This window comes from Novispirillum itersonii subsp. itersonii ATCC 12639, assembly GCF_000381985.1.
GTDB classification, from domain to species: domain Bacteria; phylum Pseudomonadota; class Alphaproteobacteria; order Rhodospirillales; family Rhodospirillaceae; genus Novispirillum; species Novispirillum itersonii.
Genome location: NZ_KB907342.1, coordinates 90,054 through 110,971, shown reverse-complemented (window position 1 = coordinate 110,971; position 20,918 = coordinate 90,054). Strand labels below are relative to the sequence as shown.

Genomic DNA, 20,918 nt, shown 5'->3' with positions numbered 1-20,918 from the left:
CCTCAGCGGTAGATGTTGGCGTCGGCCTTCTTGGCCGGGTCGAAGTCGGTGAAGTCCACCATGGTGCCCAGAACCTGCAGATACGCAATCAGGGCATCAGCCTCGGTCACTTTCGCCGGGTTACCGTCGAAGTCACCGATTTTGGCTTTCGGATACCGCTGCAGCAGGGCGGCGGTGTCCGCATCCGGGGTGGCCTGCGCCTTGAAGTCCGCAACCGCATTGGCGATGTCGTCTTCAGTATACGGAACGCCAACCAGACGCAGGGTCTTCAGGTGGGCGGCCGCATCATCAAACTTCAGTTCGTTGCGGGCAAGGTGCGGGTAACCCGGCATGATGGATTCCGGAACCACATCACGAGGATTGACCACGTGGCGGAGGTGCCATTCGTTGGAATACTTGCCACCCACACGGGCCAGATCCGGACCAGTGCGCTTGGAGCCCCACTGGAACGGGTGGTCGTACTGGGATTCAGCAGCCAGCGAATAGTGGCCATACCGTTCCACTTCGTCACGGAACGGACGGATCATCTGCGAATGGCAGTTGTAGCAGCCTTCGCGGAGGTAAATGTTGCGCCCGGCCAGCTCGAGCGGGGAGTAGGGACGGACGCCCTTCACCTTTTCGATGGTGGATTCAACAGAGAACAGCGGCACGACTTCGACGATACCACCGATAATGATGGTCACGAAAATACCCAGAACGAGAAAGAGAACATTCGTCTCCATCTTCTCGTGGTGTTTGACCAGACTCATAATCGCAGTCCCCCCGCCTTATCGCCGCACACCGGCCGCCAGGGCTTCCGGCGACTCGTAGGGCTGTTCCGAACGGACATCACCCTTGATTGTACGGTACATGTTGTAGGCCATGATCAGGCCGCCGAGGACGAACAGAACGCCACCGGAAGCACGGATCACGTAGTAGGGATGCATCGCCTCAACCGATTCGATGAACGAGTACTGCAGGAAGCCGAACTCGTCATACGCACGCCACATCAGACCCTGCATGATGCCGGAAATCCACATGGCAGTGATGTACAGCACGATACCGATGGTGGCGACCCAGAAGTGGTAGGACACCAGACGCATGCTGTAGAGAGACTTGCGGCCCCACAGGACCGGAATCAGGTAGTACATGGTCCCGAAGGAGACGAACGCCACCCAGCCCAGAGCACCGGAGTGCACGTGACCGACGGTCCAGTCGGTGTAGTGGGACAGGGAGTTCACCGCCTTGATCGACATCATCGGACCTTCGAAGGTCGACATGCCGTAGAAGGCCACGGACGACACCAGGAAACGCATCACCGGATCGGTACGCAGCTTTTCCCAGGCGCCGGACAGGGTCATCAGACCGTTGATCATGCCACCCCAGGACGGCATCCACAGCATCACCGAGAAGGTCATGCCAAGGGTCTGGGTCCAGTCAGGCAGGGCAGTGTAGTGCAGATGGTGCGGACCGGCCCAGATGTACAGGAAGATCAGCGCCCAGAAGTGCACGATGGACAGACGGTAAGAATAAACCGGACGCTCGGCGCGCTTCGGAATGAAGTAGTACATCATCCCAAGGAAGCCGGCGGTCAGGAAGAAGCCCACCGCGTTGTGGCCATACCACCACTGGATCATCGCCGACTGCACGCCGGCATACAGCGAATAGGACTTCATGCCGACGAAGGACACCGGAATGGACAGGTTGTTGCCCAGATGCAGCATCGCAACGGTGACGATGAAGGCCAGCAGGAACCAGTTGGCCACATAAATGTGGGGTTCCTTACGCTTCATCAGGGTGCCGATGAACGCGGTCAGGTAAATCACCCACACCACGGTCAGCCAGATATCAATCCACCATTCCGGCTCAGCGTATTCCTGACCCTGGGAATAGCCCAGAACGTAGGAGGACGCAGCCATCACGATGAAAATCTGGTAGCCCCAGAAAATCAGGTTCCCGGTAACCTTGCCACCCCACAGCCCGGCGCGGCAGGTGCGCTGGACGATGTACAGCGACGATCCGATCAGGATGCTGCCGCCGAAGGCAAAAATCACCGCAGAGGTGTGAACCGGACGCAGACGGCCAAAGGTCGTCCATTCCAGATCAAGGTTCAAAAACGGGTAGGCAAGCTGCCAGGCGATAAAGTCACCCGCCAGGAAGCCGACCACCCCCCAGAACATCGCCGCGACGACGAAGTTCCGGACAACGTCAGTGTTGTAGGCGGTTGCATCCGCCTGGGCGCCATGCGCCATGGTCGCTTGGGTCATGACCCCTCCTGTATCGACCACTGGATTCCTTCCCGAAGGAAAAGTCTCGACCGCCTTGGTCCAACCCGTCGGCCTGAGTGGTCAGGCGGGCGGTTTCCCCGTGGATCATGGCGGGTGTTTCTGCTGCCATCAGATCTGCCCCTGCGGTGCCCGGGTACCGGACGACAAAAAGCAGACCAAAGAACAATGGCGACAGGCGTGGCAGCCCTTGCAGGCAGAACCACGCTGACGCACTATGCCCCTGACGGCCCGAAAGACCATTGATCTATATCAAACCCCGGGTCTGTTCCAAGTGAAATCCGGCCTTCCGGACCGATCTGTCCCCAACAACAAATCATTGATTTCTGACTGTTTCAGTGGAGTTTTCTCTTGATGACCGCACCGCAGCATCCCCGTGTCACCATCCAGAAGGGGCGGTCGTCGCGCCTGCGCAAAGGGCACCCGTGGCTGTTTTCCAACGAAGTGGACATGACGCCCCAGACCAAAGCCCTGCCGCGCGGCGGGTTGGTCTCGGTGATTGATGCCGGGGGTGAAGCCCTTGGGATTGCCACCTTTAATCCGCATTCCCTGATCGCCGCCCGCCTGCTGACCGCCGATCCGGCCGCCACCATTGACGCCGGTTTTATTGCCAACCGGCTGCGCCGGGCCCTGTCCCTGCGCGACACCCTGTTCCCGCAGCCCTATTACCGACTGATTCATTCCGAGGCGGATGGTCTGCCCGGCCTGATCGTTGACCGTTATGGCGATGTGGTCTCCGTTCAGTTCAACTCGGCGGGGATGGATCAGCTGCGCGACTGCGTTCTGGAAGCCCTGCACACCGTGCTGAAACCGACAGCCATCGTGCTGCGCAATGATTCTCCGGTGCGGGCCCTCGAAGGGCTGGACAGCGGGCATGAAGTCGTTTTCGGCAGCATCGACGGCCCGGTCGAGATTGTTGAAAACGGCACCCGCTTCCTTGCCGATGTCGCCACCGGCCAGAAGACTGGCTGGTTCTTTGACCAGCGGCCCAACCGCGCCTTCATCGCCTCGCTCGCCAAGGGACGGACGGCGCTGGATGTCTACAGCTATGCCGGGGGCTTTGGCCTGACCGCCCTGACTCAGGGGGCAAAAAGCGCCCTGCTGGTGGACCGGTCAGAAGAGGCCCTGTCGCTGGCGAAGCAGGCTGCCGCCCTGAACGGCATGGGTGAGCGGCTGGACACCCGCTGCGGTGACGGCTTTAAGGTGATGGAAGCCCTGCAGGGCGAAAACCGTCGATTCGGCGTCGTTATCGCGGATCCGCCCGCTTTCGTCAAAACCCGTAAGGATCTGGCCAGCGGATCCAAGGGATACCGGAAAATGGCCCGCCTTGCCGCCGCACTGGTGGAAAACGGCGGCTTCCTGCTGTGCGGGTCCTGCTCTCACCATATGCCTGCTGATCAGTTCTTCGAAGAGGTCAGTCTGGGCATCGGGCAGGCCGGGCGCAGCGGCCGTGTGCTGTGGTCACACGGGGCGGGGCCGGATCATCCGGTCCATCCGCACCTGCCGGAAAGCGCCTATCTCAAGGCGCTGGCCTTCCAGCTGGACTAAGCCGGAGAAACAGACTGCGGGGGCTCCGGCCCCCGCAGCCCTCTCCGGCCAATCTTATCCGGCCGGTAAGATCAGGGTCAGGGCCGTTCCCTGCGCTCCGGTTTCCGTGACCTCAAGATCCCCGCCCATTGCCCGCAGAAGATCGCGGGCAATGGGCAACCCCAGCCCGGTCCCACCGGGTCGGGCCGACCCTGAAAACGGCCTGAACAGATTTTCCTGTGCCTTGGCAGGCAGGCCCGGGCCGTTATCACGCAGCAGGATCCGCCGGAACGCTCCGGCGGGTTCAACCGAGACCGCCAGTGCCGTGGCCCCGGCTTCCGCCGCGTTTCGCACCAGATTTTCCACCACACGCAGCAGCATCGACGAATCCGCCATCACCCAGCCGGAACGGTCCTCCGATGCCTGCGCCTCGGGGCCAGAAAACATAAGGCCACTGGCCCGCACCACCCCTGTACAGACCGCCACCGCATCGACCGGCATCAACACCGGCACCGGCGGGCCTTCTGACGCATAGCGCAGAGTCGAGGTCGCCAGACCAATCGCCCGCTCCAACGCCCGGGCGATACCCTGCGTGGTTTCCCGCAGGTCATCGGCGGCGGTCTCCACCTCCAGACGGAACCGGCGGAGACGGCGCCCCGCCAGCGGCGCCGACGACACCAGCCGCACCACCACGCGGGAAGACCCCGCGTTCTGCTCCAGCCGGTCCGACTCCAGCAGGGCGGTCGTCAGCACCCCTTTCAGATCGTGGGCGATCTTTGATACCCCGGTCCCGACCGCCGCCAACCGTTTCTGCTGATGCAGGGCCTGCGCCAGACTGGATTGTAACGCGGCCAGCCGACGCTCAGCCTCCCCCACCTCATTCAGGCGGGGAGACGCCGCCAGAATCCGGGACGGATCCTCAGGATCTTCCTGAAACCGTAGCATCGCCGCACTCAGGCGACGCAGGGGACGGACCAACAGCCAGTGCAGACTGACGCAGACCAGCACCGCCGCCACGGTCGAAATAAACGCTGACAGCGCCAGAATACGCCAGCCGTATTCCCGCATTTCCACGATCATCGGCTGCTCGTACAGCAGGGCCTCGACGATCACCGCCGGATCTTTCGGGGACGGGCCGATCACCGCAATGATCCGCTCCTCCCGTCGGGTCAGGGCCTCCATCGCATCGGCAATCAAAGGAAAGAACATCACAGCGCGGATGTCATACCGGGCATCACTGTCCGGCGGCATATCCGGCCCCAGCACCAGCCGGGGATGATCAGGTCGCCATGCCATCATCCCCAGCGTTCCGGCATTGGCCAGAAGGCGGCGCTGCAGATCCATGTCCACCATACCGTCAGGGGTTGCTTCAACCGCCATCAGTGCCAGATGAGCATCGGCCAGCACGTTCTGGAGATAGGTCAGACGGAACCGGCCGATTGAGGGGGCGAAAATCAGCACTTCCGCCACCATCACAAACAGCACGGTCAGCAACATCAGCCGCCACGACAGCCCTTGCCAGAACCGCACCCCCGGCTGTTCCTGTCCCGCCATCTTACGGCAGCCTCCGCAGCAGGCGTACAATTGCCCGCACCGGGGCGGAAAACACCAATGGCCCGACAGCCTGCGCAGCCGCCGCTTTCACCACCTCAGCCCGGCTGGGATACGGAACAATCTGCGAGGCCAGCACCGCCAGACTGATCGTGCCCTGTACCGCCAATGTCAGAACCGGCAACAAGGCACCGGCACCGGCACCGGCAGCACCGGCACCGGCCAGCCGCCACCCCGGCAGCCGGATTCCCGGCCAGATCTGCCGCCGGACCAACACCAGCCTGCAGTGCCCGTCAGTGCGTTGCTCCGTCACGGCCCGGTCATTCGCCTCAAACCCTGCGGTCACCACCCGCACCGCCGCCGCCCCGGACTGCCGCCGGGCCTCAGCCTCGGTCAGACCGACCCATGCAAGTTCCGGGTCGGTCCAGATGGCACGTGGCACCGGCACCGCCGTCGTTCCCGGCAGGCGGAACAGCGCGGCCCGGATCACCTGTCCGGCCTGCCATCCGGCCATATGGGTCTGGCGAGGCCCCGGCTCCCCATCGGGGGCGGCAACATCGCCAATGGCATAGACCCGGCGGTTGGTGGTCCGGAAGCCACGGCCAACCGTGATCCCCGCCGCATCAAAGGCAATCCCCGCTTCCGCCAGCCCCAGTCCTGCTGTACGCGGCACCCGGCCAGTCGCCAGCAGCAGGTGCGACACCGTCAGGGCCGCATCATCCCCCAGTGTCAGGCGAATCGCCGTCCCCGAAGGGTCAACCCGCCGAAGCCCGGTTCCTTCCCGCAGAGTCACCCCTTCTTCAATCAGGCGGTGCCGGAGGCAGGACACCAGCGCCGGTTCCTCCTGCGGCAGCAACGGTCCATCGGTGATCAGCGTCACCTCTGCCCCCAGACGACGGAAGGCCTGCGCCATTTCCACGCCCTGCGGCCCACCCCCGAGAATGCCCAGATGAAGGGGCAGTTCCGTCAGATTGAACAGGGTTTCGCTGGTCAGGGCCGAGACCTGATCCAATCCCGCAATCACCGGACGGTGGGGCAGACTGCCGGTGGCGATCACCACCCGTCTCGCCCGCACCACCGTCAGGCCGCCGCCGTGAACCGTCACAATCACATCCCGGGCCGACTCGAAACGGGCGGTACCCGACAGCACCGTCACCCCCAGAGCCGTAAAACGCTCCACCGAGTCGTGGGGGGCAATCGTCGCCTGTGCCGCCCGCACCTGCGTCATCACTGCCGACCAGTCCAGCCGACCAGCCCCGGCCTGCATCTGTTTCTGCGCAACCGCCAGAAGGGCCTTAGACGGAACACAGCCTGTCAGCAGACAATCCCCGCCCATCACCCCGGCCAGAGGCCCTTCCGTGGCAATTGCCGCGTCAACCAGCACCACCGACGCCCCCAGCCGCGCCGCGCCGGCCGCCACACTCAATCCTGCCGCTCCGCCACCAATCACGCACAGGTCAGGGGTCAACAGCATGGATGGGGGTTCCTTTCTCTTCTTTTGGTCCCTCACGCGCCGGGCGGGGGCATCCGCCCCCTTGGCTCACGCGCGAATGGTCGCGCGGGGCCTCAATGGCCCAGTCAGGCTGGCAGATGCCAGCCTTCCCTCAACACACCCTCACGCGCCGGGCGGGGGCATCCGCCCCCTTGGCTTACGCGCGAATGGTCGCGCGGGGCCTCAATGGCCCAGTCAGGCTGGCATGTGCCAGTCTTCCCTCAACACGCCCTCACGCGCCGGGCGGGGGCATCCGCCCCCTTGGCTCACGCGCGAATGGTCGCGCGGGGCCTCAATGGCCCAGTCAGGCTGGCAGATGCCAGCCTTCCCTCAACACACCCTCAATCGCCGGGCGGGGGCATCCGCCGCTTCCGCCACAGCACCGGCAGCAATGCCAGCACCGCCAATCCCAGCAAGGGCAGGAAAATATCCGGGCGAAACAGCAGATCCGGATCGGGTTGTTCCATCATATCCGCCAGCCCCGCCCCCAGACTCACATATATAAGTGTCCCCGGCACAATTCCCAGCGCTGTCGCCCCCACAAACACCCGCAGCCGGACCCCGATCAGCGCGGGGATCAGGTTCACCACCCAAAAAGGCAGAACCGGCAGCAGCCGTGCCGCCAGTAATGTCGAGAAGGCGTGATCGCGCAGCCCATCCGTCAAGGCAGCAATCCCCGGCAGCGACTCCATGCGGGAACCACCCGCACCGCCCCATGCGGTGCGGGCCAGCAGAAACACCGCCACTGCCCCACCCGTTGCGGCGACAAACACCAGCCCCGCCCCCCAGACCGGGCCAAACAGATACCCCCCCAACAAAGTCATCCACACCGCGCCCGGCACAGAAAAAGTGACCCCCAGACTATAGACCAGCACAAACAGCAGAGCCGACAGAACCGGGTATACCGCCGTCAGGGCAACAAAACGGTCATGCTGCCCGGCCAGCACCGACCACAGCAGCCCGGCAGGCAACCAACCCACCGCCGCCAAAACAGCCGCAATCACCGCCAGCCCCACGGTCACCGCCAGTACGGACCGGGCCACCCATTGCACAGAGGTCGGCTTGCCCCCGGAGTCGGAGCGGAAAAACAGCACAGCCCCCCCTCCTCTTCCTGCAGACGCCCTTCGGTTCAGTATTCTGTTTATCCCTGAATGCCTGATGGATCGAATAAACTCCCCGTGAGGCCGAAAAAAGCCCCTCTGCCGCCGTAACGGGATTGACTTACAGCCCCACCCCCCGTTATACACGGCCCTCCTGAATGACCCGCAATCCTTGCCGGGCCGCTTCTTCTGTGGCGGTAAGGGTCTTTGATACAGAGTTATCGGAGTTCGTACCGTGAAGCGCACCTATCAACCGAGCAAGCTCGTCCGCAAGCGCCGCCATGGCTTCCGCGCCCGTATGGCGACCCTGGGTGGTCGCAAGGTTCTGGCTAACCGCCGTTCCAAGGGCCGTAAGCGCCTGTCCGCTTAAGTCTGTCGCGTGACGACGGAGAAAGCCCCTGTGTCAGCGACTCCCATTCCGATGGATCTGTGTCGCCTTAAACAGCGCAGGGACTTTTTACGCGTTGCCGCAGAACGCCGGAAGTGGGTGACGCCCGGCCTGATCCTTCAGGCCGCGTCTACCCCGCTTTCCGCACGGACTGAGCGCCAGACTGCTTTGTCCGCCCTACCGCTGCCTTCATCAGAAATGGTGGATGTCAGCTCCGGTCTTCCGGACGGAACGATCCAGGCCTCGGCCCGGGTCGGTTTTACCGTTTCTAAAAAGGTCGGTAATTCTGTGGCCCGCAACCGGGCCCGGCGGCGTCTGCGGGCCGCTGTCGATGCGGTGATGCCTTTGCTGGCACAGGATGGCATGGATTACGTGCTGATCGGCCGCCCCGCCACCATCGACCGCCCCTGGGACGCTCTGCTGAAAGATCTGCGGACCGCCCTGACCCGGATCCGCACCGTGGAAGCAGGCAGCGACCCCCTGCCGCCACGCCGCAAAGGCGGTAAGCCCGGCAAAGGGCAGCAAACCCATTTCGGACGTGGAAAAGGCCCTGCCCCCCGCGATACCGCGCCCGTCAGCACCGGCGATGACCGCACCTGAGCCCCGGCACCGCCTGCCGCGCCTGCCAGCCCTGCTGGATCTGCCGCTGCGTCTGCTGTTGCTGTTTTTAATACATGCCTATCGTCTGGTGCTGTCCCCGGTCCTGCCCCCAAGCTGCCGGTTCACCCCCACATGCTCGACATATGGCCTGGAGGCGATCCGCCGTCATGGCGCCCTTTATGGTGGCTGGCTGACCCTGCGTCGCATTGCCCGCTGCCATCCATGGGGCGGCATGGGGTACGACCCGGTTCCGGGGGAGAGCCATGACCCGGGCTGCAGACACTCCCATCAAAAGCCTGATAAATAACAGCCTTCCCGCCTGCCGACTCGGACAGGGGCAAAGCCGTCGCCGCGTTCATCCGTATAAGAACCGCCTGATACTGCACAGTGCGGTCACTAAAGAACTAGACTTGCCGCGCCTCTGCCTCCATCTTCTCGGCCAAACTATACGGCATGGGCCCCTCCGTCGGGGGCGCTGCTTCCTTTTCGCCTCCTACGCGGACCTTCGCGCAATGCTTGAACAGAAAAACCTTATCATTGCGGTGGCGCTGTCGCTGGTGATCATCGTCGGCTTCGAGTTTCTGGCCCCCAAGCCGCCGAAGCCGGTGGAAACCGCCGCCCAGAGCCAGACGCTGACCCCGCAGCCGTCCACCACGCCGTCTGTGGCCGCCCCGGGGATGCCCTCCTCGGTCAACGGCCTGCTGAAGGACCGGCCGGCCCTGCTGGCTGACAGCAAGCGCGTCACCATCAGCACCCCGTCCCTGTCCGGGTCGCTGTCGCTGACCGGCAGCCGCATTGACGATCTGGTCCTGACCGGCTACCGGGAAACCGCTGCCGCAGACTCGGCCAAGATTGTTCTGCTGAACCCCAAGAACGCCGCCGACTCCTATTATGCCGAATTCGGCTGGGTACCGTCCGCCGCCGGTGTCGCCACCCCGGGGGCAGACACCACCTGGACCGCTGACCGCGACACCCTGACCGACACCGCCCCGGTCACCCTGACCTGGGACAACGGCCAGGGTCTGGTGTTCAAGCGTGTCATCTCGGTGGACCGCGACTTCCTGTTCACCATCACCGACACCGTGGAAAACAAGACCGCCGCCGAGGTGAGCCTGTTCCCCTACGGTCTGGTCGCGCGCGGCTATACCCCGCACACCGCCGACTTCTACATCCTTCATGAAGGCCCGATCGGCGTGTTCGACGGTACGCTGAAGGAAATCAAGTACAAGGCCCTGAAGGACGAAAAGAAGGTCGAGCACGCCTCGACCGGCGGCTGGGTCGGTATCACCGACAAGTACTGGCTGACCGCCATCGATCTGGACAATGCCACCGAAAGCAAAGCCCGCTTCCTGTACACCGGGGGCAACGGCGACCGCTATCAGGTGGACTATCTGGGCGCGGCCCGCCAGATCGCCGCCGGGGCATCAATCACCACCAAGACCGACTTCTTCGCCGGGGCCAAGCAGGTCAACCTGCTCGACCGCTATGCTGAAGAAAAGCATATCGACCGCTTCGATCTGGCGATCGACTTCGGGTGGTTCTACTTCCTGACCAAGCCGTTCTTCTACGCCCTGCAGGCCCTGCACGGCTGGCTGGGCAACTTCGGTCTGGCAATCATTGCCTTCACCGTGGCCCTGCGTCTGGTCCTGTATCCGCTGGCGAACAAGTCCTACATCGCCATGAACAAGATGAAGCTGCTGCAGCCGAAGGTGAAAGAGCTGCAGGAACGCTTCAAGGATGACCGTCAGCGCCTGAATCAGGAAATGATGGCGATCTACAAGGCGGAAGGTGCGAACCCGCTGGCCGGGTGCCTGCCGATCCTGCTGCAGATCCCGATCTTCTTCGCGCTGTACAAGGTGCTGTTCATTTCCATCGAAATGCGCCACACCCCGTTCTATCTGTGGATCACCGACCTGTCGGCCCCGGATCCGACCAGCCTGTTCAACCTGTTCGGCCTGATCCCGTGGACCCCGCCGTCATTCCTGCACATCGGCGTCCTGCCGCTGATCATGGGGATCACCATGTATCTGCAGCAGAAGATGAACCCGGCCCCGGCCGATCCGATTCAGGCCCGCATGATGAACCTGCTGCCGATCGTCTTCACTGTCATGCTGGCAGGGTTCCCCGCCGGTCTGGTGCTGTACTGGACCTGCAACAACACCCTGTCGATCCTGCAGCAGTGGCACATCGCCCGCCGTTACAACAAACTGACCTCCGCCAAGGCGAAGGCGTAAGGAGCGGCCCCGGTGCGCGACGCAACACAACCGCTGGGAACCGAGGAACTGGAGGAGGGCCGCAAGCTCTTCTCCCGTCCCTGTACCTTCATGCTGGGCATGGCCTCCCTGTCCCAGCTGCCGCCTGATACCCTGCCGGAAGTGTGCTTCGCCGGCCGGTCAAACGTGGGGAAATCCAGCCTGATCAATGCCCTGACCGGGCATAACGGGCTGGCCCGCACGTCTGACACCCCCGGCCGGACGCAGGAAATCAACTTTTTCTCCCTCGACGGGATCATGCAGCTGGCTGATCTGCCGGGCTACGGCTATGCCCGTGCCCCGAAAGATCAGGTCGCCCGCTGGACCCGCCTGATCAAATCCTACCTGCGCGGGCGGTCCAATCTGCGCCGCGTGATGCTGCTGATCGACAGCCGCCACGGCATCAAGTCAACCGATGGCGAAATCATGTCGATGCTGGATGCCGCAGCGGTCAACTATCAGGTCATCCTGACCAAGACCGACAAACTGCGCCCGACCGAGCTGGAGGCCGTACTGGCCAAAACCAAGCTGGATCTGGCCAAGCATGTGGCAGCACACCCGGTGATTCTGTGCACCAGTTCGGCCAAAACCACCGGTCTGGACGACGTGCGCGCCGAAATCGCCGCCCTGTCCCGGTTTTAAAAGATCACGCCTGAGCCACGGTTCAGGCGTGATGCCTGAATGCTCCACCCGTCTCTGCAAACGCGTTCACGAGGATCCGTGTCGATGTCCGACAGCAATTCTCCGATCACCAGTGAAATCCCCGCCGCCGAACGCGACCTGTGGCTGCGCAAGGCGCAGACCCTGTCCGACGCCCTGCCGTATATGTGCCAGTTCGGCGGTAAGCGCGTGGTTGTGAAGTACGGCGGTCACGCCATGGGCGAGGAAGCACTGGCCCTGCAGTTCGCGCAGGATATCGTGCTGCTCAATCAGGTCGGCATCGAGCCGGTGGTGGTCCACGGCGGCGGCCCGCAGATCAAGAAGATGCTGGAGCGCCTGAAGATCCAGTCGGAATTCATTGATGGTCTGCGCGTCACCGATAAGGCGACCGTCGATATCGTGGAAATGGTTCTGGCCGGGTCGATCAACGCCGAGATCGTCACCGCTATCAACCGCTCCGGCGGGTTTGCCATCGGCCTGTCCGGCAAAGACGGCAACCTGATCAAATGCCGCAAGCTGGCCCGGACCAAGAAAGATCCTGACAGCTCCATCGAAACGGTGCTGGATCTGGGCTTCGTCGGTGAGCCGGTGGAAGTGAACACTCACATCCTGAAGCACTTCGAACAGTCCGACATCATTCCGGTCGTTGCCCCGATCGGGTATGGCGAACAGGGCGAGACCTTCAACATCAACGCCGATACGGCTGCCGGGTCAATTGCCGGGGCTCTGCAGGCGGCCCGCCTGCTGATGCTGACCGACGTGCCCGGTGTGCTGGACAAAAACAAGAAGCTGATCCCCGACCTGACCATCACCGACGCCCGTCGCCTGATGGAAGACGGAACCATTTCCGGCGGGATGATCCCCAAGATCGAAACCTGCATCGACGCCGTCGAAAGCGGGGTTGAGGCTGCGGTGATCATGGATGGCCGCATGCCGCATGCGGTGCTGCTGGAGCTGTTTACCCCGCGTGGTGCCGGAACCCTGATCCACAAAGGCTAACACCTTCCTCAAAGCTCTTCTCAGCCAGCCCCCTGCCCTTCCGGCGGGGGGTTTGCTTTTGGGGCCGGGCGAGGAAATAGCCCCACCCTGCAAGCGGGTGGGGACGGCACCGGACAGTTCTGGTAAGACTTGACACCCCGATCATCACAGTGAGGACTGATCCTTCATGCCGTCTGCCGTCCAGCGTCTCAGCCCGTCCATCACCCATATTGATACGTGGCTGTTTGATTTGGATAACACGCTGTACCCGGCCAGCAGCAGCGTCTTTCCGCAGATTGACGCCAAAATGAAGGCGTTCATCGGCACCTTTCTCGGCCTGTCACCGGAAGAAGCCTTTGCCCTGCAGAAGCGTTATTACCGCGAATATGGCACCACCCTGCGCGGCCTGATGCTGAATCACGGGCTGGAGCCGGATGCGTTCCTCGACTACGTGCATGACGTCGATCATTCCGCGCTGGAACATGATGCCGCCCTGCGGCGGGCCATCTCGGCGCTGCCGGGGCGCCGTCTGGTGTTCACCAACGGCACGGTGAAACATGCCGACCGGGTTCTGGAGACGCTGGGGCTGGCCGATCTGTTTGAGGGCACGTTCGATATCCGTGCCGCTGACTTCATTCCCAAGCCGCAAATGCAAACCTATCACCGCCTGATCGAGACCTATGGCATTGATCCGCTGCACACCGCCTTTTTTGAAGACAGCCACATCAACCTGAAGACCGCGGCGGAACTGGGGATGACCACGGTTCTGGTGCGGTCCGGGCCGGATCATGCCCCGCTGTCGCAGGTTGATCCGGCCGAGCTGGCGCAGTACTGCCATCACATCACGGATGATCTTGCCCTGTGGCTGAATGATGCGCTGAACGATCTTGGTGTCATCACCTGATCCCTCGGCAAGTTTCACCGTCAGGCGCGGGTGATATCACCAAGGAAGCGCTCGACCTCCTGCCGCAGGGCCTCGGCACGGCTGGACATGGTTTCCGCCGCGTTCAGCACATCGGTGGCGGCATGGCCGGTGCGTTCCGCGCCGCCCCGGACGTCACTGATGCTGCCGGCCACCTCAGAGGTTGAGGTTGCCGCCTGCGAGACGTTGCGGGCAATTTCCTGCGTGGCCGCCCCCTGCTCTTCCACCGCGCTGGCGATGGTGGTGGCGATCTCGTCAATCCGCTGGATGATGCCGGTGATCGTCTGGTTCGACTGCACCGCCTGACGGGTCGCCTGCTGCACTGCACCGATCTGCTGGGTGATCTGCTCGGTCGCCTTGGCGGTCTGGTTGGCAAGGCTCTTCACCTCGTTCGCCACCACCGCAAAACCCTTGCCCGCATCCCCGGCCCGGGCCGCCTCGATCGTCGCATTCAGCGCCAGCAGGTTGGTCTGGTTGGCGATGTCATTGATCAGGTTGACCACCACCCCGATCTGTTCAGTCGAGGCCTCAAGACTGCGGATCAACGCCGTGCTTTCCTCCGCCGCCGTCACTGCCTCGCTGGCAATTCGGGCCGAGGTGGTGACATGGCTGCTGATCTCATTGATCGAGGCCGACAGCTCTTCCGCCGCCGCCGCCACCGTCTCAACATTCTGGCGGGAGGCATCCGCCGCCCCGGCGACCAGACCGGCCTGCTCGCTGGCCGAGACCGCAATCGCATTCATGCCCTGCGCCGTTGCTTCCAGCGTCTGCGCCGTGCTGTCCACCGCACCCAGCAGACTGCCGACCTCTCCTTCAAACGACCGCGTCAGGGTCTGGATCCGTTCTGCCCGCTGCACCTGCACCTGACGGGCCTGCTCCTGCTCCGCCGCCAGTTCGCGGTTGCGGGCCATGTTATCGCGGAATACCGCCATCGCATCCGCCATCGCCGCCAGTTCCTGCGGACTGTGGATCTGCGGCACCGCCTGCAGGTCGCGCCCTTCCGCCAGTTCGGTCATTGCAGCGGTCAGCGTCATGATCGGGCGGGCAATCCGCTGGCCGATCATAACCGCCAGCAGCACCGACAGAACGACGGCGACAAACCCGACCGCCAGCATCATCCACCGCGCCCGCACCGCCTCCGCCATCACCTCGGACTCCGGGGCGCTGACGATCAGCACCCACCGTTCCGCAACGCCATCAACCCCGAACGCCGTCGCGCTGACCAGACTCGGCACACCCGTCGCCGGGTCGGCCATTGCCCGCAGGGCTGATCCGGCCTTCTTCACATCCGACAGAAGCGACAGAATCTCTTTATTCTCAACGACCTTTCCAATAGATGCCTTATCAGGGGTCGCCACCCACTTCCCATCATGGGACACCACCATCGCGTGGCCGGTGTCATACAGCGTCACCTGTGCGGCCCGCTTCTGCAGTGTGGTCAACGGAATATCGACAGTGGTGATACCAACCGGCTTACCCTGCAGATCCAGCGTCGGGCTGGAGATGGTGGTCATCAGGGTCGGCGTCCCCATCACTTCGTATTCATACGGTGGGGTGATGACTGTCCGCTTTTCTTTCAAAGGCAGGTCGTACCAAAACTTCTCAGCCGGATCGCCGGTCATCGGGGCAACGGTGATTCCGGCCTGCCCTTTTGCATCCCGCGCGGCATAAATCAGATAGCGACCGGCATCATCCCCCATCGGGGTCTTGGCATACCGGGCGTCCTGTCCGTCAAAGTTTGGCTCAAAACCGCCATAAAACCCTATAAAGTCAGGATTATCATGAAGTTCTTTCAACAGGACCTGTGAGTACAGAACCCGGTCGAACCCGCCCTCTTTCTGCAAAAAGGCATGGGCAATCGACGCCCCGGAGCGGGAAAATGCAGCCGCCCGCAGCAGCATTGCCCCCATGCTTTCCCCTTCTTCATTCGCCCGGCTGCGCAGGGTATCCTGCGCCCGGCTCTGCGACGCATCGCCCAGGGTGCTTGATGCGTACCAGATTACCGCCAGCAATGATGCCAGCACCGTTGCCAGAAAAGGCACCAGGATCTGGCGGCGGATCGAGCCACTACGGCGGCTGATGGCCTGTGTCATTCCTTACTTTCCCCCACATACTGCTTTAACAGAAGCTGCCCACCGGTTCTGCACCGGCGCATCCCCATGCGCCGGGCCCCGTCTTTTCGGGAAACTCTACACCGACCTTAACATTCGGAGTTTAAAATATGGAGACAAAGTAAGGACTTAGTTCTTTCGAACTACATTTCACGGAGTATTCGGGATACTCCATACGATCAAAGAAGACCTATGCGCGTATATTGTTTCTGTCAGGAAATATTTAAACGACTCCCTCCCCCGCACACAGATCCGGGGCTTGCCCGGACTTATCAATCCAGCAGATCTTCGTCGAGAAGAGCCAGCAGCAGACCGCGGTTACGACGGTCAAGCCCGCCCCAGGCAACCCAGAAATTACTGCTGACATCGACCGCCTGTGCCGCAAAATCAGCCTTCATCAGCAGAGCGGCCAGCATCACCCGCTCTGACTTGTTGCCAAGAAAAGCCGCAACAACCGTATCAACCGCCCCGCCCCCAAGCGCATCAGACAGGGTCATCCAGTCCGGGCATTCCATCACGCCGGGATAGGCCTTCTCCAAAGCAGCCCGAACGGCAGGGTTATGGTTCAGAACACGGGATAACAGGGTCTGTTCTGACATCAGGGTCTCCCTCTCAGTGCTGTCGCGGGTCTCTCAGGGGGCTGAAGGCTTATGGGCAACCAGCCGCACAACGGCAGCCCGCCCCTGATGCAAGGGGCCTTCATCCAGATCTGTCTCCACCTCTTCCAGCAGATCAAGGTGAAGACCGGCAAAGTCACACCGTAAATCCTCAGCCCGGTAGAGCAGAGACGGATCTTTAGGCCCGCCACTCTGGAACGCCAGCTGATCCGGCCGAAAAGCCTCAAGGATCAGGACTCCGCCGGGGCGTAACGCCGCCGCCATCGCCGCATGCATCCGGGGGCGGTCCCCGGCGGCAAAATGCAGGAACACCGATACCACCCCGTCAAAGGCCGCCACCGGCCAGTTCCAGTCGAGCAGATCCGCCTGAACAGTTTTCAGGGGGACATTCTGGCTGGCGGCAAGGCGGCGGGCCTTTTCCAGCCCGACGGCAGAACCATCGACTGACAGCACATCCATCCCCTGCCGGGCCAGCCACACACCGTTGCGCCCCTCTCCGTCACCGGGCACCAGCACCTTCGCCCCGACAAACAGATGGTCCGCCTGATGCAGAAGATGCGTGTTTGGTGCAGTGCCATAGGCATAGGCGCTGCCGGAAAATTTTCCATCCCAGAATGCTGACATCGGGCTCCCTTTCAGCGGGGAAAACAGGAATCGCGAATAGTTGGTCTTTAAAATGCCGGGCACCGCCGGGGGGATGCAAGTTTTCACTTCCCCGGCAGGCGGGCTTGCCGTAAGCAACCCGGATGCAACAGTCTTTTTCACGGGGGCGACAGATGATCGGCCGTGGTGTAGTGGCAGCGGTTCTGGCGGTCTGTGCAGCGGTGGCGCTGGGCAGCTGGGTACGGCTGGGTCAGCCGGTGGCGGTGCCTGATGCGCCTGTCACCCGGGCGCAGTGTGTCTCGTATGCCCCCTTCCGGGGGGAAGAAACCCCCTTTGACAAGACCTTCAGTGTCAGCGAGCAGCGTCTGGAAGAAGACCTGCGCCACCTGTCCGCCTTTACCCCCTGTGTCCGCACCTATGCGACCACCAACGGGCTGGACAAAGTGGCCGCTGTGGCCGAACGGCTGGGGATGACCGTCCTGCAGGGCCTGTGGATCGGCGCCGAAGACGCCGCCAACCGCAAGGAACTGGAGAAGGTGGTCGAACTGGCCCACGCCTACCCCAAGACCATCACCGGGGTGATTGTCGGCAACGAAGTGCTGCTGCGGCGGGAACAGGCGGCCGACCGGCTGGCCGTCTATATCCGCGAGGTCAATGACCGGGTGGAGCAGCCGGTGACCTATGCCGACGTCTGGGAATTCTGGCGTCGCCACGGGGCAGCCCTGAAGGATGCGGTGGATTTCATCACCATCCATCTTTTGCCGTACTGGGAAGATGATCCGTCTGACATCAGCGAGGCGCTGGTGCATGTCAAACAGATCCACGATCAGATGGCTGCAGAATTTCCCGGCAAGGAAATTCTGGTCGGGGAAATCGGCTGGCCGTCAACCGGCCGTCAGCGTGAAGCCGCCGAAGCCAGTCTGGTGAACGAAACACGCTTCATCCGGGGTGTCCTGCAGATGACTGCGGCAGAGGGCTGGCGCGCCAACCTGATTGAAGCCACCGACCAGCCGTGGAAGCGGCAACTGGAAGGTACCACCGGCGGCTTCTGGGGTGTTCTGGGCGAAGGCGGGACCCCGAAAATCACACTGGCTGGTCCGGTGGTGGAAATCGCCGACTGGCAGCGCTGGCTGCTGGCGTCGGTGGCGGTCGGGCTGGGCATTACCCTGCTGGCAGGCCTGACCGGGGGCCCCCGCGCCGATGCCACCGGCTGGACAATCAGCGTAACCGGTGGACTGGCAGCCGGAGTGCTGGTGGTGTTCTGTGCCCGTCATGCCCTGTTTGCTGCCCGGTCTCCGCTGGAATGGGGGGAACATGCCGCCTCTATCGGGCTGGCGGTTCTCGGGCCGGCAATGCTGCTGTCTCTGCTGCGTCAACAGCAGCCGGTCCAACAGCAACTGGGCCAACAGCACCCGGTGGGAACGGCAATCGCCGGCTGGCTGTACCGCCTGACTCTGTTTTCCGCCAGCGTCACCGCGATCGGGCTGGCCTTTGGCGGGCGGTACCGTGACTTTCCGGCAACCGCCATTCTGGGGGTCGCCGTGGCAGTGGTGCTGCTGATGCTGGCCCGCCGCTCAACCGCAGTCCTCCCGGAGCGTCCGGAAGACCGCTGGCTGGCCCTGATCACCGCCGCCATGGCGCTGGGCGTGGTCGGGCTGGAAACCGTGAAGAATGACGATGCGCTGGCGTGGGCAGGATCTGCCCTGCTGCTGGCCGCCCCGGCCCTGCTGCGCTGCCGCAGCAGCCTCAGCCGCTGATCCGCCGTTTCAGAAAGCGTGACAGACCTTCTGACGCCAGCAGCGCCAGAAACGCCAGACAGACCGACAGCACACACAGACGCAGCGCCGCCCAGTCCCCCCCCGGGGTCTGGGCGGCGGTGTACAGGGCCACCGGCAAGGTGCGGGTCTGTCCGGGAATATTCGAGACAAAGGTAATCGTTGCCCCGAACTCTGACAGAGAGCGGGCAAAGGCCAGAATGATCCCCCCGATCAGTCCCGGGGCCATCAGGGGCAGGGTGACGGTCACGAACACCCGCAGCGGGCCCGCCCCCAAAGTCCGCGCCGCAGCCTCAAGTCCGGGGTCAAGGGTTTCCAGCGACACCCGCAGGGCCCGCACCAGCAGCGGAAAACTGACCACCGCCGCCGCCACCGCAGCCCCCTGCCAGGTGAACGCCAGCGTCACCCCAAAGGTATCCAGCAAAATCTTCCCCACCGGCCCTTTCCGGCCCAGCAGCAGCAGAAGAAGATATCCGACCACCACCGGCGGCAGCACCAGCGGCAGGTGAACCAGCCCATCCAGCAGCACCTTACCCGGAAATGACCGCCGCGCCAGCAGCCATGCGCAGGCCAGCGCCAGCGGCAGGCTACCGGATACCGCCCACAGCGAAACCCGCAGGCTGAGGCGCACAGCCTCAGCTTCCGCCGGGGTCAGGCTGAGGGCAGAGAGAACAGAACTATCCATCCGATCACATGCTCCCGGACAGGGGAAAGGGTGACTGTACCCGCCCCCGGCCCGACCGGCCAGTCAGCCTGCTCAGGGTGCCCTGAAGCCATAGCGGGCAAAAATAGCCCGGATCCGGCCCTGTTGCAGAAAAGCGGCAAACCGGTCAGCATCCCCATCTGCCGCCTTGGTCAGGGCCAGCGGGTAAACAATTTTCGGGTGGCTGTCAGCCGGGAAGGTGGCCACGATTGCCACATCCTTCAGACTGGCGGCATCGGTGCTGTAAACAATCCCGTAGGGGGCCTCGCCCCGCTGTACCAGCGCCAGCGCCCCCCGCACATCACTGGCCCGGGCCAGTTGCGGCTCCAGCGCATCCCACTGCTTCAGGGCGGTCAGGGCTTTTTTGGCATACTGCCCGGCAGGCACATGATCAGGGTCCCCCACCGCCAGACGCCCACCCTGCAACAGGCCGGTGATCGGGGTTTTCTCCAGATCAACCGCCGCCGTTCCCACCGGGGCCACCAGAACCAGCGCGTTGCCGAGATAATCGACACGCCCGCCCGGCTTCAGGGTATTGGCTTTTTCCAGATACTCCGCCCACTCGACGTTTGCGGACAGGAATACCTGTGCCGGAGCGCCCTGCTCAATCTGCTTCGCCAGCGTGGAGCTGGAGCCGAACGACGTAATCACCGGAATCCCGGTTTCCTGTTTAAAGGCGGCTGCGGCTTCGGTCAGGGCCTCGTTGGTGGAAGCGGCGGCGAAGACCAGCACATCGGCCTGGGCGGCCTGAGCCCCCAGCCCAAGGACAAAAGCCGTAAACAGAGACAGCAGGGGGCGTTTAGCCATTTCAGACTCCCGAGGTGACAGAAGGGCAACTTTCTATATCTGATTGGATATAGCGCTATTTGATATACATCTGGATATAGCGCAGGGCAAGCAAAGCCCGCCGGTCCCCCACATCTCATTCTGAGGGCTCAGATCTGCGGAGAAGACGGCGACAGCAGAGCTTCCAGCTGTGTCTGCGCCGGAGCCATCGCCCGGCAGGCCTCTTCTTCCATCTGCCGGTACAGGGCGACCACGGCCTCCCCCGTTGCGGTCAGCCGGGCCCCGCCCCCGCGCTGCCCGCCGGTCACACTTTCCACCAGCGGGGTCCTGAAACTGAGGTTGACCGCCTCAACCAGCAGCCAGGCCCGGCGGTAAGACATGCCCATCGCCCGCGCCGCTGCCGAGATCGAGCCGCTGTCACGGATTCTTTCCAGAAGATCAATCCGCCCCGGCCCCAGCACCAGCGTGGCCCCGTCCTTCAGGCGCAGACGGGGATGCAGACGGAAAGGGGGGGCAGTATCGGGCATGGTGGTCTCCGGGCTGAAAACTGTCTGTCCATCAGTGATTTTGCATCTGTATCCCGGCCCCT

At 63.1% G+C, this 20,918-nt stretch carries 20 protein-coding genes; 9 read left to right on the top strand and 11 right to left on the bottom strand.

What is annotated here, in order from left to right; all coding sequences use genetic code 11:
• Positions 1-2 precede the first annotated feature (2 nt).
• Positions 3-749 carry a cytochrome-c oxidase, cbb3-type subunit II gene (ccoO, locus tag G365_RS0110595; protein ID WP_019645501.1) on the bottom strand — a complete coding sequence of 249 codons (747 nt, stop codon included), beginning with the start codon at positions 747-749 and terminating at the stop codon, positions 3-5.
• An 18-nt stretch (positions 750-767) separates the two neighbouring features.
• On the bottom strand, positions 768-2,246 hold the full coding sequence (ccoN, locus tag G365_RS0110590; RefSeq protein WP_019645500.1) for a cytochrome-c oxidase, cbb3-type subunit I: 1,479 nt from the start codon (positions 2,244-2,246) through the stop codon (positions 768-770).
• A gap of 372 nt (positions 2,247-2,618) precedes the next feature.
• Between ccoN and G365_RS0110585 the strand changes: the two genes are divergently transcribed.
• Entirely contained in the window at positions 2,619-3,812 is a 1,194-nt protein-coding gene (locus tag G365_RS0110585) for a class I SAM-dependent rRNA methyltransferase (RefSeq protein ID WP_019645499.1), read from the top strand.
• Positions 3,813-3,866: 54 nt separating this feature from the next.
• Here G365_RS0110585 and G365_RS21150 read toward each other — a convergent pair whose 3' ends face one another.
• From G365_RS21150 to G365_RS21145, 3 genes are all read right to left on the bottom strand, one after another.
• Positions 3,867-5,345: a sensor histidine kinase gene (locus G365_RS21150; RefSeq protein ID WP_019645498.1), complete on the bottom strand. Its 1,479-nt coding sequence runs from the start codon at positions 5,343-5,345 to the stop codon at positions 3,867-3,869.
• A gap of 1 nt (position 5,346) precedes the next feature.
• On the bottom strand, positions 5,347-6,816 hold the full coding sequence (locus G365_RS0110575) for a dihydrolipoyl dehydrogenase family protein (protein ID WP_019645497.1): 1,470 nt from the start codon (positions 6,814-6,816) through the stop codon (positions 5,347-5,349).
• Positions 6,817-7,175: 359 nt separating this feature from the next.
• Entirely contained in the window at positions 7,176-7,928 is a 753-nt protein-coding gene (locus G365_RS21145; RefSeq protein ID WP_019645496.1) for a TVP38/TMEM64 family protein, read from the bottom strand.
• A 241-nt stretch (positions 7,929-8,169) separates the two neighbouring features.
• On the opposite strand from G365_RS21145, the gene rpmH reads away from it, so the two are divergent.
• The 7 genes from rpmH to G365_RS0110540 all read left to right on the top strand — a co-directional run bounded on the left by rpmH (position 8,170) and on the right by G365_RS0110540 (position 13,716).
• Complete coding sequence (gene rpmH, locus G365_RS23505) at positions 8,170-8,304, top strand: 50S ribosomal protein L34 (RefSeq protein WP_081628516.1); 135 nt, start codon at positions 8,170-8,172, stop codon at positions 8,302-8,304.
• A gap of 30 nt (positions 8,305-8,334) precedes the next feature.
• Complete coding sequence (gene rnpA, locus G365_RS23500) at positions 8,335-8,922, top strand: ribonuclease P protein component (RefSeq protein WP_322095813.1); 588 nt, start codon at positions 8,335-8,337, stop codon at positions 8,920-8,922.
• On the top strand, positions 8,909-9,229 hold the full coding sequence (gene yidD, locus G365_RS21135) for a membrane protein insertion efficiency factor YidD (RefSeq protein ID WP_019645494.1): 321 nt from the start codon (positions 8,909-8,911) through the stop codon (positions 9,227-9,229). Before rnpA ends, yidD begins: the two co-directional genes overlap by 14 nt.
• A gap of 205 nt (positions 9,230-9,434) precedes the next feature.
• Positions 9,435-11,156, top strand: coding sequence for a membrane protein insertase YidC (gene yidC / locus G365_RS0110555; protein WP_019645493.1), 1,722 nt, complete (start codon positions 9,435-9,437; stop codon positions 11,154-11,156).
• A gap of 90 nt (positions 11,157-11,246) precedes the next feature.
• Positions 11,247-11,816 carry a ribosome biogenesis GTP-binding protein YihA/YsxC gene (gene yihA, locus G365_RS0110550; RefSeq protein ID WP_245554741.1) on the top strand — a complete coding sequence of 190 codons (570 nt, stop codon included), beginning with the start codon at positions 11,247-11,249 and terminating at the stop codon, positions 11,814-11,816.
• Between the two features lie 84 nt (positions 11,817-11,900).
• On the top strand, positions 11,901-12,833 hold the full coding sequence (argB, locus tag G365_RS0110545; protein WP_019645491.1) for an acetylglutamate kinase: 933 nt from the start codon (positions 11,901-11,903) through the stop codon (positions 12,831-12,833).
• A gap of 166 nt (positions 12,834-12,999) precedes the next feature.
• A complete protein-coding gene (locus tag G365_RS0110540) occupies positions 13,000-13,716 on the top strand; it encodes a pyrimidine 5'-nucleotidase (protein WP_019645490.1) in 717 nt (238 codons plus the stop codon).
• 20 nt (positions 13,717-13,736) lie between these two features.
• On the opposite strand, the gene G365_RS0110535 is transcribed toward G365_RS0110540, so the two are convergent.
• The 3 genes from G365_RS0110535 to G365_RS0110525 form a co-directional block, all read right to left on the bottom strand.
• Positions 13,737-15,827 carry a methyl-accepting chemotaxis protein gene (locus G365_RS0110535; RefSeq protein WP_019645489.1) on the bottom strand — a complete coding sequence of 697 codons (2,091 nt, stop codon included), beginning with the start codon at positions 15,825-15,827 and terminating at the stop codon, positions 13,737-13,739.
• A gap of 290 nt (positions 15,828-16,117) precedes the next feature.
• Positions 16,118-16,444, bottom strand: coding sequence for a hypothetical protein (locus G365_RS0110530; RefSeq protein WP_019645488.1), 327 nt, complete (start codon positions 16,442-16,444; stop codon positions 16,118-16,120).
• Positions 16,445-16,477: 33 nt separating this feature from the next.
• Entirely contained in the window at positions 16,478-17,086 is a 609-nt protein-coding gene (locus G365_RS0110525) for a class I SAM-dependent methyltransferase (protein ID WP_019645487.1), read from the bottom strand.
• 152 nt (positions 17,087-17,238) lie between these two features.
• Here G365_RS0110525 and G365_RS21130 point away from each other — a divergent pair, with 152 nt between their 5' ends.
• Complete coding sequence (locus G365_RS21130; protein WP_019645486.1) at positions 17,239-18,822, top strand: glycoside hydrolase family 17 protein; 1,584 nt, start codon at positions 17,239-17,241, stop codon at positions 18,820-18,822.
• Here the strand turns inward: G365_RS21130 and modB are convergent.
• From modB to G365_RS0110505, 3 genes are all read right to left on the bottom strand, one after another.
• Positions 18,812-19,525: a molybdate ABC transporter permease subunit gene (gene modB, locus G365_RS0110515; RefSeq protein ID WP_019645485.1), complete on the bottom strand. Its 714-nt coding sequence runs from the start codon at positions 19,523-19,525 to the stop codon at positions 18,812-18,814. The two genes, G365_RS21130 and modB, sit on opposite strands and share 11 nt — an antisense overlap.
• Before the next feature lie 72 nt (positions 19,526-19,597).
• Complete coding sequence (modA, locus tag G365_RS0110510; protein WP_019645484.1) at positions 19,598-20,350, bottom strand: molybdate ABC transporter substrate-binding protein; 753 nt, start codon at positions 20,348-20,350, stop codon at positions 19,598-19,600.
• Between the two features lie 128 nt (positions 20,351-20,478).
• Positions 20,479-20,856: a winged helix-turn-helix domain-containing protein gene (locus tag G365_RS0110505; RefSeq protein ID WP_019645483.1), complete on the bottom strand. Its 378-nt coding sequence runs from the start codon at positions 20,854-20,856 to the stop codon at positions 20,479-20,481.
• Positions 20,857-20,918 lie beyond the last annotated feature (62 nt).

What these genes read in the sequence shown, in the direction of transcription:
- ccoO (WP_019645501.1), bottom strand. Translation starts at nt 749, where the DNA reads ATGAGTCTGGTCAAACACCACGAGAAGATGGAGACGAATGTTCTCTTT.
- ccoN (WP_019645500.1), bottom strand. Translation starts at nt 2,246, where the DNA reads ATGACCCAAGCGACCATGGCGCATGGCGCCCAGGCGGATGCAACCGCC.
- G365_RS0110585 (WP_019645499.1), top strand. Translation starts at nt 2,619, where the DNA reads ATGACCGCACCGCAGCATCCCCGTGTCACCATCCAGAAGGGGCGGTCG.
- G365_RS21150 (WP_019645498.1), bottom strand. Translation starts at nt 5,345, where the DNA reads ATGGCGGGACAGGAACAGCCGGGGGTGCGGTTCTGGCAAGGGCTGTCG.
- G365_RS0110575 (WP_019645497.1), bottom strand. Translation starts at nt 6,816, where the DNA reads ATGCTGTTGACCCCTGACCTGTGCGTGATTGGTGGCGGAGCGGCAGGA.
- yidD (WP_019645494.1), top strand. Translation starts at nt 8,909, where the DNA reads ATGACCGCACCTGAGCCCCGGCACCGCCTGCCGCGCCTGCCAGCCCTG.
- yidC (WP_019645493.1), top strand. Translation starts at nt 9,435, where the DNA reads ATGCTTGAACAGAAAAACCTTATCATTGCGGTGGCGCTGTCGCTGGTG.
- yihA (WP_245554741.1), top strand. Translation starts at nt 11,247, where the DNA reads ATGCTGGGCATGGCCTCCCTGTCCCAGCTGCCGCCTGATACCCTGCCG.
- argB (WP_019645491.1), top strand. Translation starts at nt 11,901, where the DNA reads ATGTCCGACAGCAATTCTCCGATCACCAGTGAAATCCCCGCCGCCGAA.
- G365_RS0110540 (WP_019645490.1), top strand. Translation starts at nt 13,000, where the DNA reads ATGCCGTCTGCCGTCCAGCGTCTCAGCCCGTCCATCACCCATATTGAT.
- G365_RS0110535 (WP_019645489.1), bottom strand. Translation starts at nt 15,827, where the DNA reads ATGACACAGGCCATCAGCCGCCGTAGTGGCTCGATCCGCCGCCAGATC.
- G365_RS0110530 (WP_019645488.1), bottom strand. Translation starts at nt 16,444, where the DNA reads ATGTCAGAACAGACCCTGTTATCCCGTGTTCTGAACCATAACCCTGCC.
- G365_RS0110525 (WP_019645487.1), bottom strand. Translation starts at nt 17,086, where the DNA reads ATGTCAGCATTCTGGGATGGAAAATTTTCCGGCAGCGCCTATGCCTAT.
- G365_RS21130 (WP_019645486.1), top strand. Translation starts at nt 17,239, where the DNA reads ATGATCGGCCGTGGTGTAGTGGCAGCGGTTCTGGCGGTCTGTGCAGCG.
- modB (WP_019645485.1), bottom strand. Translation starts at nt 19,525, where the DNA reads ATGGATAGTTCTGTTCTCTCTGCCCTCAGCCTGACCCCGGCGGAAGCT.
- modA (WP_019645484.1), bottom strand. Translation starts at nt 20,350, where the DNA reads ATGGCTAAACGCCCCCTGCTGTCTCTGTTTACGGCTTTTGTCCTTGGG.
- G365_RS0110505 (WP_019645483.1), bottom strand. Translation starts at nt 20,856, where the DNA reads ATGCCCGATACTGCCCCCCCTTTCCGTCTGCATCCCCGTCTGCGCCTG.